The sequence below is a fragment of the Duganella sp. P38 genome (genome assembly GCF_050859475.1).
GTDB lineage: Bacteria > Pseudomonadota > Gammaproteobacteria > Burkholderiales > Burkholderiaceae_D > Rugamonas.
This window is the reverse complement of sequence record NZ_CP193936.1, coordinates 5,005,660-5,018,569: the sequence shown is the minus strand read 5'-3', so window position 1 is coordinate 5,018,569 and position 12,910 is coordinate 5,005,660. Positions and strand designations below refer to the sequence as shown.

The 12,910-nt window shown below is 63.2% G+C and carries 10 protein-coding genes; 4 read left to right on the top strand and 6 right to left on the bottom strand.

Translation table 11 applies throughout. The features are described from left to right. Window positions 1-271 precede the first annotated feature (271 nt). The 3 genes from ACRQ5J_RS23325 to ACRQ5J_RS23315 form a co-directional block, all read right to left on the bottom strand. Window positions 272-1,813 (bottom strand): SpoVR family protein, encoded by a 1,542-nt coding sequence (locus ACRQ5J_RS23325; protein WP_432380222.1) that lies wholly within the window; start codon window positions 1,811-1,813, stop codon window positions 272-274. Beyond that, window positions 1,810-3,078 (bottom strand): YeaH/YhbH family protein, encoded by a 1,269-nt coding sequence (locus tag ACRQ5J_RS23320; RefSeq protein WP_432380220.1) that lies wholly within the window; start codon window positions 3,076-3,078, stop codon window positions 1,810-1,812. Before ACRQ5J_RS23320 ends, ACRQ5J_RS23325 begins: the two co-directional genes overlap by 4 nt. Window positions 3,079-3,182: 104 nt before the next feature. Next, complete coding sequence (locus ACRQ5J_RS23315) at window positions 3,183-5,105, bottom strand: PrkA family serine protein kinase (protein WP_432380218.1); 1,923 nt, start codon at window positions 5,103-5,105, stop codon at window positions 3,183-3,185. Between the two features lie 4 nt (window positions 5,106-5,109). Here ACRQ5J_RS23315 and ACRQ5J_RS23310 point away from each other — a divergent pair, with 4 nt between their 5' ends. From ACRQ5J_RS23310 to ACRQ5J_RS23300, 3 genes are all read left to right on the top strand, one after another. Beyond that, window positions 5,110-5,427, top strand: a complete 318-nt coding sequence (locus ACRQ5J_RS23310; RefSeq protein ID WP_432380216.1) for a hypothetical protein — start codon at window positions 5,110-5,112, stop codon at window positions 5,425-5,427. Between the two features lie 120 nt (window positions 5,428-5,547). Further along, the gene (locus ACRQ5J_RS23305) at window positions 5,548-6,555 is read left to right on the top strand and encodes an adenosine deaminase (protein ID WP_432380214.1); all 1,008 of its coding nucleotides are present in this window, start codon (window positions 5,548-5,550) and stop codon (window positions 6,553-6,555) included. Further along, on the top strand, window positions 6,556-9,090 hold the full coding sequence (locus tag ACRQ5J_RS23300; RefSeq protein ID WP_432380212.1) for an ABC transporter permease: 2,535 nt from the start codon (window positions 6,556-6,558) through the stop codon (window positions 9,088-9,090). It begins immediately after the preceding gene. 142 nt (window positions 9,091-9,232) lie between these two features. Here ACRQ5J_RS23300 and ACRQ5J_RS23295 read toward each other — a convergent pair whose 3' ends face one another. From ACRQ5J_RS23295 to ACRQ5J_RS23285, 3 genes are read right to left on the bottom strand one after another with little or no spacing between them, the layout of a single operon-like run. Beyond that, window positions 9,233-10,240 carry a response regulator gene (locus ACRQ5J_RS23295; RefSeq protein ID WP_432380210.1) on the bottom strand — a complete coding sequence of 336 codons (1,008 nt, stop codon included), beginning with the start codon at window positions 10,238-10,240 and terminating at the stop codon, window positions 9,233-9,235. 3 nt (window positions 10,241-10,243) lie between these two features. Next, complete coding sequence (locus tag ACRQ5J_RS23290; protein WP_432380208.1) at window positions 10,244-11,200, bottom strand: sensor histidine kinase; 957 nt, start codon at window positions 11,198-11,200, stop codon at window positions 10,244-10,246. Beyond that, window positions 11,191-11,514 carry a hypothetical protein gene (locus ACRQ5J_RS23285; RefSeq protein WP_432380206.1) on the bottom strand — a complete coding sequence of 108 codons (324 nt, stop codon included), beginning with the start codon at window positions 11,512-11,514 and terminating at the stop codon, window positions 11,191-11,193. The genes ACRQ5J_RS23290 and ACRQ5J_RS23285 overlap by 10 nt, the downstream gene beginning before the upstream one ends. A gap of 151 nt (window positions 11,515-11,665) precedes the next feature. Between ACRQ5J_RS23285 and cqsA the strand changes: the two genes are divergently transcribed. Next, window positions 11,666-12,898, top strand: a complete 1,233-nt coding sequence (gene cqsA, locus ACRQ5J_RS23280; RefSeq protein ID WP_432380204.1) for an alpha-hydroxyketone-type quorum-sensing autoinducer synthase — start codon at window positions 11,666-11,668, stop codon at window positions 12,896-12,898. Window positions 12,899-12,910: the final 12 nt, after the last annotated feature.

Below are 12,910 nucleotides of genomic sequence, written 5' to 3'. Positions count from 1 at the left end.
TTACTTAGTTTTCCCTTAAAGCGAAAAACGGAATTTTATGCAGGTAGCTTTACTACATCGCAGTTAATAATTTGGCCGCGAATGTTTCTTTCATGAAATTCTTGCTGGCACTCCTATACAAGCAGCGACAGAAAAATATTGACATCGCGCGGCCACCGTGCCTTGGATAAAAAAACCGGGGTCAGCGCGCCTTCGCTGACCCCGGTTTTGGACTCTTGCAAGAGCCGTGCCCGAAGCACACGGCCCAAAAAAAGCCTTATATATTAGTTGGTCAGAGAATCCGGCCGCGTTTCTCCCGTTTGACTTCCAGGGAACTGACGACTTCGCCGCTCGGCCCCACTGTTTCCAGGTGGACGTCGAAGCCCCATAAGCGTGCAACATGCTTCAGCACCTCGCCGGCCTGCTGGTTCAGCGGGCGACGCTGGAACTGGGTATGGCGCAAGGTCAGCGCCCGGTCGTCCTGGGTGTTGACCGACCATACCTGGATGTTGGGCTCACGGTTGCCCAGATTATATTGTTCTGCTAGCTGCTGGCGCACGTATCGATAACCGAGGTCGTCGTGGATGGCCGAGACGCTGAGCTTGTCGTTGTTGTCGTCGTCGAGCACGGCGAAGAAGTGGAACTCGCGGATCAGCTTGGGCGACAGGTATTGCGCGATGAAGCTCTCGTCCTTGAAATTGCGCATGGCGAAGTCGAGCGTCTTGCGCCAGTCGCTGCCGGCGATGTCGGGGAACCATTCGCGGTCCTCGTCGGTCGGGTTCTCGCAGATGCGGCGGATGTCGGTCATCATCGCAAAGCCGAGCGCATACGGGTTGATGCCGCTGTAGTAGGGGCTGTTGACGGGCGGCTGGTAGACGACGTTGGTATGGCTCTTCAAAAACTCCATCATGAAGCCGTCGCCGACCACGCCCTCGTCGTACAACTGGTTGAGGATGGTGTAGTGCCAGAACGTGGCCCAGCCCTCGTTCATCACCTGGGTTTGCCGCTGCGGGTAGAAATACTGAGAGATCTTGCGTACTATCCGCACCATCTCGCGCTGCCACGGCTCCAGCAGCGGCGCGTACTTCTCGATGAAGTACAGCAGGTTTTCCTCCGGCTCCGGAGGAAAGCGTTTAACCACGTGCGCGGCTTCCTCTTCCTCGCGCCGCGGCAGCGTGCGCCACAGCTCGTTGATCTGCGACTGCACGTAGGCTTCGCGCTCCTTCTGCCGCGCGCGCTCCTGCGCCATCGACAGCTTGGCCGGCCGCTTGTAGCGGTCGACGCCGTAGTTCTGGATCGCGTGGCAGGAATCGAGCAGCAGCTCGACCGCGTCGATGCCGTGGCGCTGCTCGCACTCGGCGATGTAATTCTTGGCGAACACCATGTAGTCGACGATGGCGTCGGCGTCGGTCCAGGTGCGGAACAGGTAATTGCCCTTGAAGAAGGAGTTGTGGCCGTAGGCCGCGTGGGCGATCACCAGCGACTGCATGGTCAGGCTGTTTTCCTCCATCAGGTAGGCGATGCAGGGATTGGAGTTGATGACGATCTCGTAGGCCAGCCCCATCTGTCCGCGCTTGTAGCCCTTTTCGGTGCTGAGGAAGTGCTTGCCGAACGACCAGTGGTTGTACGACACCGGCATGCCGACCGAGGTGTAGGCGTCCATCATCTGCTCGGCGGTGATGATCTCCAGCTGGTTGGGGTAGGTGTCCAGCCCGAAGTTCTCGGCGACGCGGCGGATTTCCTGGTGGATCTGCTCGATCAGCTCGAAGGTCCACTCGGATTGCTCCGGCAGCGCGTTCGGGTGCTTGGGCTTGGGCGTGGTCATGTCGTTCATTTTGGCTGCTTCTTGAACAGTTCGCGGAATACCGGATAGATGTCGGCCGGCGTCACAATCTTCTGCATGGCGAAATGCGGATGGTGGTCCGGCACCTGCGAATACTGCTCCCACAGGTTTTGCGGCGGGCCGTCGGTAATCTCGACATAGGTGTAGTACTGCACCTTGGGCATGATGGTGTTGACCAGCAGCTGCCGGCACAGCACCGAGTCGTTGTCCCAGTTGTCGCCGTCCGAGGCCTGGGCAACATAGGCGTTGTAGCTGCCGGCGCCGAAGCGCTCGTCGATGATCTTGTCCAGCAGGTGCAGCGCCGACGACACCACGGTGCCGCCCGATTCGCGCGAGTGGAAAAATTCCTCCTCGTCGACCTCGGCCGCGGCCGTGTGGTGGCGGATGAACACCACCTCGATCTTGTCGTACACGCGCTTGAGGAACAGATACAGCAGGATGAAGAAGCGCTTGGCGGTGTCCTTGCGGGTTTCATCCATCGAGCCGGAGACGTCCATGATGCAGAACATCACCGCCTGCGTCATCGGCTTGGGCACCTTGATGCGGTTGGTGTAGCGCAGGTCGAACGGGTCGATGAAGGGGATGGCCAGCAGCCGCGTGTGCAGGTGGTGGATCAGCTTTTTCAGCTCGACCACGCGCGGGTCCTGCAGCGGCACGCCGTCCAGCAGCAATTGCTCCAGTTCCTGCTCCGCCTCGGCGACGCGCTTGCGCGAGCCGCCGCCGACGGCGATGCGCCGCCCCAGCGCGCCGCGCAGCGAGCGCAGCACGTGAATATTCGATGGCGTGCCGGACATATTGTAGCCGGCGCGCTGGTTCTTGAAATCGGTGGTGGCGGTCAGCTGCGTCTTGACCATGTGCGGCAGTTCCAGGTCCTCGAAGAAATAGTTCATGAACTCTTCGCGCGACAGTTCGAAGATGAAGTCGTCTTCGGTCAGCTGGTCGCTATTGCCGGCCTTGCCGCGGCCGGAACCGCCGCCGCCCTTGGGGCGGTTGATCTGGTCGCCTTTCTGGTATTCCTGGTTGCCCGGGTTGACCACTTCCCAGATGCCGCCGTGGGCGTGGCCGAACGAGGGCTCGCTCACATCCTTGACCGGGATCGAGACTTTTTCGCCGTTCTCGACGTCGGTAATGGAGCGCCCCTTGATGGCGCGGCCCACCGCGTCCTTGATCTGCGATTTGTAGCGCCGCAAGAAACGCTCGCGGTTGACGGCGGACTTGTTCTTGCCTTGCAAACGACGGTCGATGAGGTAAGTCAAAAGATGCCTCCTGTTCACGTCGTTCCCGCGCAGGCGGGAACCCATGCTGAGCGTGCCATCACGCGGCCTATGGATTCCGGCTGGCGCCGGAATGACGATTCATGTTACGACGACTTCCTCACGCGCAGATACCATTCGCACAGCAGCCGTACCTGCTTGGCCGTATAGCCTTTCTCCACCATGCGCGCGACAAAGTCGGCGTGCTTGTTGGCGTCCTCCGCGCTGGCCTTGGCGTTAAACGAAATCACCGGCAGCAGTTCCTCCGTATTCGAGAACATCTTCTTCTCGATCACGGTGCGGAACTTCTCATAACTGGTCCACGCCGGGTTTTTGCCGCCGTTGTTGGCGCGCGCGCGCAGGCCGAAGTTGACGATCTCGTTGCGGAAGTCTTTCGGATTCGAAATCCCGGCCGGCTTCTCGATCTTCTCCAGCTCGTTGTTGAGCGACTCGCGGTCGAAGCTCTCGCCGGTGTCGGGATCGCGGTATTCCTGGTCCTGTATCCAGAAGTCGGCAAACGTCACGTAGCGGTCGAAGATATTCTGGCCATACTCGGAATACGATTCCAGGTAGGCGGTCTGTATCTCCTTGCCGATGAACTCGACGTAGCGCTGGGCCAGGTGCTCCTTGATATAGGAGAAGTATTTCTGTTCCAGCTCGGGCGGGAACTGCTCGCGCTCGACCTGCTGCTCCAGCACATACAGCAGGTGCACCGGGTTGGCCGCCACCTCGGTGTTATCGAAGTTGAACACCTTGGACAGGATCTTGAACGCGAAGCGCGTCGACAGCCCGTTCATGCCCTCGTCGACGCCGGCATAGTCGACGTACTCGTGGATCGACTTGGCTTTCGGATCGGTGTCCTTCAGGTTGTCACCGTCGTAGACCAGCATCTTGCTGAAGATGGACGAGTTTTCCGGATCCTTCAGCCGCGACAGGATGGCGAACTGCGCCATCATGCGCAGCGTGCCCGGCGCGCATGGCGCGCTCGACAGCGACGAGTTGAACAGCAGCTTGTCGTAAATCTTGATCTCGTCGGTCACGCGCAGGCAGTACGGCACTTTGACGATGTAGATACGGTCGAGGAAGGCCTCGTTGTTGCGGTTGTTCTTGAACGATTTCCATTCGGACTCGTTGGAGTGCGCCAACACCACGCCGTCGAACGGAATCGCGCCAAAGCCCTCGGTGCCCTTGTAGTTGCCTTCCTGCGTGGCGGTCAGCAGCGGGTGCAGCACCTTGATCGGCGCCTTGAACATCTCGACGAATTCCATCAGGCCCTGGTTGGCCAGGCACAGGCCGCCGGAATAGCTGTAGGCGTCCGGATCGTCCTGCGAATAATCTTCCAGCTTGCGGATGTCGACCTTGCCGACCAGCGAGGAAATATCCTGATTGTTCTCGTCGCCCGGCTCGGTCTTGGAAATGCCGATCTGCTTGAGCACCGACGGGTAGCGCTTGACCACGCGGAACTGGTTGATGTCGCCATTGAATTCGTGCAGGCGCTTGACCGCCCACGGCGACGGAATATTGCGCAGGTAGCGGCGCGGAATGCCGTAGTCCTCTTCGAGGATGGTGCCGTCCTCGTCCTCGTTGAACAGGCCCAGCGGCGACTCGTTCACCGGCGATCCCTTCAGGCAATAGAAGGGCACATGCTCCATCAGCGACTTGAGTTTTTCCGCGATCGACGACTTGCCGCCGCCCACCGGACCGAGCAGGTACAGGATCTGCTTGCGTTCCTCGAGGCCCTGCGCCGCGTGGCGGAAGTACGATACCACCTGCTCGATCACTTCTTCGGTGCCGTAGAATTCGCGGAAGGCCGGGTAGATCTTGATGACCTTGTTGGCGAAGATGCGCGACAGTCGCGTATCATTACGGGTATCAACCAGGGTCGGTTCGCCAATGGCAGCCAGCATGCGCTCGGCGGCGCTGGCGTAGGTCAGCCGGTCTTTCTTGCAAAGTTCGAGATATTCCTTCATGGACATCTCTTCTTCTTTGGTCCGTTCGTATCGTGCGGCGTAGTTGTCAAAAATGGTCATGTGCATGTCCTTTGATGATGAAAACCTGCATGTCACGAGTCACCGGCAGTTCGCCTGCCCTGGCTCTGGTTCGTATCAGTCCTTTCTGTCTTATTTTTCTTGTGGTCAGCTTCTTTGGGCGGCACGGATTGCCCGTGTCCTTGAGCTGGCTTTATGGCCGGATGGCGGCTTTTATGTGTCGGTCGTAACGCTTCTTACGTCTATGAAATTGATTATTGCGCTATTGGTGCAGGAAGTCAAAAGGTATGTCGTAATATCGTTAATACCCTTTTGTAACGGCCTGATTTCAAACGATTATCTGGCGTTTGACAGGCAAAAATGATGGCGTGTTACAGTCCTTGCGCACCACAGTAACACGCCTTTGCAAGATGTGCTGACACGCTATCCGCCGCATGCGATAAGATGGACCAATTCAGTCACCTCAGTAACAGGAAAAATCAATATGTTGAACGATCAATTACGCCGTGTTTTGCAGCAGATGCCGAAAGCCGAGCTGCACATCCACATCGAAGGCTCGCTGGAGCCGGAGCTGATCTTCGCACTGGCCGAACGCAACGGCGTCAAGCTGAACTACGGCTCGGTGGAAGAACTGCGCGCGGCGTATGCCTTCACCGACCTGCAATCTTTCCTCGACATTTATTACGCTGGCGCCAGCGTGCTGTTGCAGGAGCAGGATTTCTATGACATGACGGCCGCCTATCTCAAGCGCGCGGAACAGGACAACGTGCGCCACACGGAAATCTTCTTCGACCCGCAGACGCACACGCACCGCGGCGTGCCGATGGACGTCATCATCAACGGCATCCACCGCGCCTGCCAGGACAGCCCGGTCAGCGCCACGCTGATCCTGTGCTTCCTGCGCCACCTGTCGGAAGAAGACGCGCTCGCCACGCTGGACGCGGCGCTGCCGTACCGCGACAAGTTCATCGGCGTCGGCCTCGATTCGTCGGAGGTTGGCAACCCGCCGGAAAAATTCGCGCGCGTGTTCGCCCGCAGCCGCGAGCTGGGCCTGCACCTGGTGGCGCACGCCGGCGAGGAAGGGCCGCCGGAGTACATCTACACTGCGCTCGACACGCTGAAAGTCGAGCGCATCGACCACGGCGTGCGCTGCCTGGAGGACCGGGCGCTGACCGAGCGCCTGGCGCGAGAGCAGATGGCGCTGACCGTGTGCCCGCTGTCCAACATCAAGCTGTGCGTGTTCGACAAGATGCACCAGCACAATCTGGTGGAACTGCTGGACGCCAATATCGTGGCCACCGTCAACTCGGACGACCCGGCTTACTTCGGCGGCTACATGAACGACAACTTCATCGCCACCTTCGAGGCGCTGCCGCTGGGCCTGTCGCACGCGCAGCGCCTGGCGCGCAACAGCTTCGCGGCGGCCTTCCTGCCGGCCGCGCAGAAGCAGAAGTATCTGGATGAAGTGGACGCATTCTTCGCAAAGGTCTAAATGTTCAAACTCGCCCTCAACATGACGGCGCGCGACTGGCGCGCCGGCCAGCTGCGCTTTCTGCTGATTGCGCTGACGGTGGCCGTGGCGGCCCTGTCCGCCACCGGCTTCTTCATCGACCGCCTGCGGAGCGGCCTGGAGCGTGACGCCCACCAGTTGCTCGGCGCCGACGTCGTGGTCAGCGCCGACCTGCCGGTGCGCGCCGCGTGGCGCGAGCAGGCCGTGCGGCGCGGGCTGGTGGTGACCGACACCGTCGGCTTCCCCAGCATGGCGCAGGCTGGCGAGGGCGAGCTATCGACATCGGTGCTGTCGGCCCTGAAGGCCGTCGGCCCCGGCTATCCGCTGCGCGGCAAGGTCAAGACCACGACCGACGCCGCGCAGGCCGAGCAGAGCATCGGCGCCGCCGCCTATGTGGTGCCGGCGCCCGGCACCGTGTGGGTCGAGCCGGGCCTGCTGGGCAGCCTGAACACCGCCGTCGGCCAGCAGATCCAGCTGGGCGACAAGAAATTCACCATCACGCAGCTGATTGCCGGCGAACCGGATCGCGGCGCCAACTTCATGGCCTTTGCGCCGCGCGTGATGTTTGCCTTGTCCGACCTGGAGGCCACCAACCTGATCCAGCCCGGCTCGCGCGTCAACTACCGCCTGCTGATCGGCGCGCCGGCGTCGCTGAAGAACGGCGCCCAGGTCGCCAAGGCCTACGAGGAGTGGGTCAAGGCGGAAATCAAGAACAACAATATCAAGGGCGTGCGCGTCGAGTCGCTCGATGGCCGTCCTGAAATGCAGACCACGCTGGAGCGCGCCGACCGCTTCCTGTCGCTGGTCGGCCTGCTGTCGGCCATGCTGGCGGCGGTGGCGGTGGCGATGGCCGCGCGCCGCTTCATGCAGCGCCACCTGGACGCCTGCGCCATGCTGCGCTGCCTGGGCCTGACGCAGAACCAGGTGACGCTGATGTACCTGATCGAATTCCTGCTGGTCGGCGTGGCCGGCAGCGCGCTAGGCGTGGCGGTCGGTTTCGGCGCGCACTACGTGCTGCTGGAGGTGCTGGGATCGCTGGTGTCGGCCGAGCTGCCGGCGCCGACTGTTTTCCCGGCGCTGCAAGGCATGGCGATCGGCATTGTGCTGCTGGCCGCGTTCGCGCTGCCGCCGATCCTGCAACTGCGCAAGGTGCCGCACAACCGCGTGATCCGGCGTGAACAGGAGGCGCCGAAAGTCGGCGCGCTGGCCACCTACGGCTTCGGCATGGCCGGCTTTGTTGCGCTGCTGCTGTGGCAGGCGGGCGACCCGAAGATGGCGCTGTACACGGCGCTGGGCTTCTTTGGCGCGTTCGCCGTGTTCGGCCTGGTGGCGTGGCTGGGATTGCGTTCGCTGCGCTCGCTGCGCGGCGCCATCGATCATCAAAGCTGGCGCTTTGCCGTGACTTCCCTGCAGCGCCGGCCGGGCGCGACCATCGTGCAGGTGGTGTCGCTGGCCATGGGCATGATGGCGCTGCTGGTGCTGACCGTGGTGCGCGGCGACCTGATGACCGCCTGGCGCAACGCCACGCCGCCGGATGCGCCCAACCGTTTCATCATCAACATCCAGCCGGAGCAGGGCGCCGATATCGGCAGGCGGCTGAAGGCGGCCGGCGTGGATTACGCGCCGCAATACCCGATGATACGCGGCCGCCTGACGCAGGTGAACGGCGTGCCGGTCACTGCCGAGACCTACACCGAGGACCGCGCGCGCGGCCTGGCCGACCGCGAGTTCAACCTGTCGACCATGGCGCAGATGCAGGCCGAGAACAAGATCGTGCAGGGCAAGTGGTTCGAGGACCGGCCCGGCTTCCCGGAGGTGTCGGTGGAAGAGGGCATCGCCAAGACGCTGCGCTGGAAACTCGGCGACAAGCTGCGCTTCGAGATCGCCGGCTCGCCGGTGGACGTGACCATCACCAGCATCCGCAAGCTGGACTGGGGTTCGATGCGGGTCAATTTTTTTGCCATCATCAATCCGGCGGCGATGACCGATATCTCGCAGAGCTGGCTGACTGCTTTCCACCTGCCGCAAGGCCAGGGCACGCTGATGAACGCGCTCACGCGCGATTATCCCAACCTGACCATTGTTGATGTCGGCGGCATTCTGCGCCAGGTGCAGGCGGTGCTGGATCAGGTGATTACGGCGGTGGAGTTCCTGTTTATCTTTACGCTGGCGTCCGGTGTGCTGGTGCTGTATGCGGCCTTGATGGGCTCGCAGGACGAGCGTACGCGCGAATCGGGCCTGCTGCGGGCGCTGGGGGCGACGCGCAAGCAGCTGTCGCAGGCGCAGTTGATCGAGTTCACGCTGGTGGGAGCGCTGTCGGGCGTGCTGGCGGCGACCGGCGCGGCGGCGATGGGCTGGGCGTTGGCGACGTACCAGTTCAAGTTTGCGTGGGAGTTCAGCCCGGCGGTGTGGCTGGTGGGGCTGGTGGCCGGTGCGTTGTGCGCGATCGCTGGTGGCTGGCTGGGGCTGCGCAATGTGTTGCGCCAGCCGCCGCTGCAAACCCTCCGCGAAGCCTGACGTCGTCCCCGCAAAGGCGGGGACCCATGCCGAGCATGCGTTCCATGGGTCCCCGCCTTCGCGGGGACGACGGAGGGATAGGCGAGAGCGGCGCACCGCGGAGACGCGCGCAGCAGCCCCGGGACGCTCCGCGCGGTCGCCGCTACGCCGCCGTAGCCACCGGCTGCAACCCCTGCAAAAACTGCGCATACGTCCCCGGCCGCTGGTCGAAATAATGCCCCGGCACATCAAACAGCGCCCAATAATACGTCTCCCTGCCATGGCACATGCGCGGCGCCGCGCTGTAGCGGTGCCAGTTCTCCGCCATGCTGCTGATATACATCCCATCGCCAAACGGATCGCTAAAGAAGGTCAGCACCCGCCGCTCCAGCAGCGCCCGCAGCAGCGAGCGCGGCGCATCGCTGTCGCGCGCTATCTCGTATTGCGCCTGCATGCTGTGCTCCGTCTCGATCACCATCAACGTCGTCTTGCCATGCTGGTCGATGAACAGGATCCCGGTCGGATTGGGAAAGATGTAGTGCTCGACCAAGCCCAGCGTGCGCTTCAGTTCCCGCACCACCTCGGCCAGCGCCGGATCGGTCAGAAAACGGTAATCGTGCAGCGCCGCCATCTCGCGCAGCGTATCGGAGCGGCTGTCGAAGTAACAGTCCTGCATGGTGGCGATTTCCATCTCCAGCAGATCCAGCGCATGATCGTCGCTTTTCTTGATGTAACGGTCGATCAGGCCGCGATTGAAGGCGCTGACCGCCACCTTCTCATCGGCCGCGCCGGTGAATAAAATCTTCTTGCACGGCAGGTGCGCCACCGCCGCGCAGAATTCCAGCCCGTTCATCTGCGGCATCGAATAATCGACCACCAGCACCGACGGCGTGGCGAAGCGCTCGCGCTGTTCGGCGATGCGGTAGATGCGGTCCAGCTCCAGCGTCACATTGCACTGGTCGGCCGGCAGGTTCTGCATGTCGAAGTTGACGTGCAGCGGCAACGCGCTGTCCGGCGCGCTGCTGCACAGCCAGCGCAGCGCTTCGGTGGTGTCGTGGAAGGTTTTATTGGCCAGCATCGGATCGAGCTGGAACGACAGGCTGCGCAGGAAGGAATCGCTGTCGTCGACCAGCACGGTCAGCGTGGGATGGGCATAAACGGGCAGATGCATGACTCACCTCGGCGGGAATTCAAGAACGAAGATGGCATAGGCGCTCTCGCGCGATACGCAGCGGATGTTGGCGTTCCACGCATCCATGATCTCCTTGCACAGCGCCAGCCCGATGCCGGCGCCGTTGTGCGGCGGATGCGAATAGAAGCGGCGGAAAATCATCGCCAGCTGCGGCGCCGCGATGCCGCAGCCGGTGTCGATGAACAGCAGGCGCGGCGGCTGGTGGCCGCCGTCGATGACGATGCGCACGCGCCCCTTGCCGGCGCGCTGCACCGCCCGCAGCGCGTTGCGCAGCAGGTTCAGCAGGACCACCACCGCCAGCTCGGTCTGACCGGCGAACTGGAAGTTGCGGCGCACTTCCAGCCTGACCATCTTCTGCTGCTTGATGCTGGAGAAGGGATAGCGCTTCAGCACCGCCTCCACCACGGTTTCCATCGACACCGTTTCCACCGGATGCAGGTTCTGCCGCACCGCCGTCGCGCTCAGCAGGAACAGGTCGATCATGTGGTTCATGTGGCGCACCTCGAACTGGATGCGCGCCAGCGCGTCGATGATGGTCAGGCGGTCCTCGGCGTTCTGGCCCTGGGGCTGGGCGTCGGCCATCATGCGCAGCAGGCCGCGCACATTGGCGTCGACGCTGGTGAGCGGCGTGCGCAGCTCGTGCGCCACGGTGGCCAGGCCGGCGCCCATGCCGGCCAGCTTCTCCTGCGCCAGCACGTGGCGGCTGATCTTGGCGACCGACAGCACGGCGATGGTGAACCAGTGGATCGGCACCTGTTGCAGCACCTGCCGGCTGAGCAGCATGTCGCCCGCGCCCAGCGCCGCCGCCGCCGCGCAGGCCAGCGTCGTGCCGATGAGGTAGGCGCGCAGCGCCAGGCCGGTGTCGAAGTGAAACAGCACCACCAGGCCGATCAGCAGCGACTCGCTCCACACGCCGGACGCGTGGTTCATCAGAAACATGAACGTGAAGAAAAAGGAAAGATGTAGCTGAGCGTGACCAGCAGGTACAGGTGCAGCATCTGCCGGCCGAACTGGCGCGCGAACAGCCCCAGCGCGCACAGCACGATGCCGAGCAGGCGCAGCGACAGCGACTCGTACTCCTGCGGGAAAAAGTGCTGCCAGATCACGTAGTACAGCGGCATGCCCACGGTGCCGATGCAGGCGAGCAGCAGTACGCGCACGGTGGCGTGGTCTGCGCGGCCGTGATACAGCAGCAGGGACTGCACCAGTCCGTGTTGCCAGCGCTTCCAGCGTGCGTGCGGGGTGGGCTTCATGATGACGTTTGACTTTTATCAAGTTGCCATCATCGCCTTAATTTACAACGTGTTCTGGGATATCAAGACGGTAATTGATCCGCATCAATCTCGATGAGTTTTTTTAGCCGCATGGTGCTGTTTTTCTGTCCATATTTCAAGGAGATATGCCATGACCCGCGCGTCCATCCAGCCCCCGCCGGCGGCCCGCTTTCCCGACTTTGTCAGCCGCCGCATGGATCTGCACTATGTCACCCGCATTGCGCAACTGCTGGGCGGCGAGCACCCGCACGCGTGGCAGCCGAGGCCGGCCGATGCGGTGTTCCTGGCCGGTAACGACTACCTGTGCCTGACCGGCGAGCCGGCGCTGGTCGGCGCCCAGATGCGGGCGCTGCAGCACAGCCAGGGCGAGATGCTGATGTCGGCCGTGTACCTGCAGCAGGGCAGCGCGCAGCACCGGCTGGAGCGGCGGCTGGCGCGTTTCATGGGCGCCGAGGACGGCGTCCTGGCGCAATCGGGCTGGGCCGCCAACGTCGGGCTGGTGCAGACGCTGGCCGCGCCGGGCGTGCCGGTGTATCTGGACATGCAGGCGCACGCCTCGCTGTGGGAGGGCGTGCAGTCGGCCGGCGCGCTGCCGGTGCCCTTCCTGCACAACGACATGGACCACCTGCGCAGGCAGTTGCAGCGCCATGGGCGCGGCCTGATCGCGGTCGACGCGCTGTACAGCACCAACGGCAGCATCGCGCCGCTGGCGCAGCTGGCCGACATCGCCGAGCACAGCGGCTGCATGCTGATCGTCGACGAATCGCATTCGCTGGGCACGCACGGGCCGCGCGGCGCCGGGCTGGTGGCGGCGCAGGGCCTGGGCGGGCGGGTCCACTTCCGCACGGCGTCGCTGGCCAAGGCGTTCGCCGGCCGCGCCGGCTTCATCACCTGTAGCAGCCATTTCAAGGGCTACTTCCTGTCCGAGTCGCGGCCGGCGATTTTCAGTTCCTGCCTGCTGGGGCACGAGCTGGCGTGGTTCGACGCGGCCATCGACTTCATCGCCGCCGCCGATGACCGCCGCGCCGCGCTGCGCCGCCACGCGCGCGCGCTGCGCGAGGACCTCGGCGCGCTGGGCTACAACGTCAGCGACGGCAGCGAGCAGATCATCGCGCTGGAGCCGGGGCCGGAGCCGAAGACGCTGGCGCTGCGCAAGCTGCTGGAACAGCACGGCGTCTACGGCGCCATGTTCTGCGCGCCGGCGACGCCGAAGAACCGCTCGCTGGTGCGGCTGACGCTCAATTCCGGGCTGGATCGCGCGCAGCTGGCGCGCATCGTCCACGCCTGCGAACAGATCCGCGACGCGGCCGGCGTGGAGCACTGGTCTTCCACGCGCCGCCTGCGCAGGCTGGCGCTGGTATAAGCTATCATGGCG